Source organism: Paraburkholderia sp. RL18-101-BIB-B (assembly GCF_046026985.1).
GTDB lineage: Bacteria > Pseudomonadota > Gammaproteobacteria > Burkholderiales > Burkholderiaceae > Paraburkholderia.
In genome coordinates this window covers 1-850 of record NZ_JARESV010000168.1, presented here as the reverse complement: position 1 = coordinate 850, position 850 = coordinate 1, and the positions used below count along the sequence as shown (strand labels likewise).

General features: G+C 55.3%; 1 protein-coding gene. It reads left to right on the top strand.

Annotation, left to right across the window (positions count from 1 at the left end; all coding sequences use genetic code 11):
* A partial coding sequence (locus tag P0D73_RS46530; protein WP_408183765.1) for an SOS response-associated peptidase family protein occupies window positions 1-718 on the top strand: 718 nt, incomplete at its 5' end.
* Window positions 719-850 lie beyond the last annotated feature (132 nt).

Genomic DNA, 850 nt, shown 5'->3' with positions numbered 1-850 from the left:
CAAACAACGTAAGCGGCTAGCGGACGCCGAACGGTCACTGCAGACAAAGGTAACGAAAGCCGCCACCGAAAGCCAGCGAATCGCCATGGATAAAATCGCCTGGACCCGCGGCAAGCTTGACGACATCCAGCGCACCGAGCCTCAGCCGCGTGACTCGCGCATTTTCCCCGGCCACTACGCACCCGTGATGGTCATCGAAGACGGTCAACGCGTTGTGAAGCCAATGCGCTATCAGTGTCGTATTGCTGGCAAACCGGCTGTCTACGACGTCAAATATCCAGGCACATATACCGCAAGGCGCGACAATCTCCAGGGCTTTTGGAAACCTGTGTTTGGGTACACGCATGGCATCATACTTGTCGACGTCTTCTACGAAAATGTGAGCAGAGCCAAGATGGAGGGAACGCTACTCGAGACACACGAGCGTGACGAAAATGTTGTGCTGGAGTTTCGCCCGAGTAACGGCGAGCTGATGCATGTCGCATGTTTGTGGTCGCGCTGGTCAGCGTCGGGCGAATCAGACTTGCTCTCATTCGCGGCCATCACGGACGAACCGCCGGCGGAGGTTGCAGCGGCGGGTCACGACCGCTGCATCATTCCTATCAAGCCCGAAAACATCGATGCGTGGCTCAAGCCAAACCCGAAAAATCTGGAGTCAATGTACGCGATTCTTGATGACAGGGACCGGCCGTATTATGAGCATCGGTTGGCGGCGTGACCACGATTGTTGCAGGCTCACGATGGTGGATTGAAGCAGAGGTCAATCCACCAAATTGCGGGTTGCTCAAAGGAGGGCATTTAAGAGCCACGAGTCATCTGACTTAATGAACTCGTATGTGAGACTTTGGCA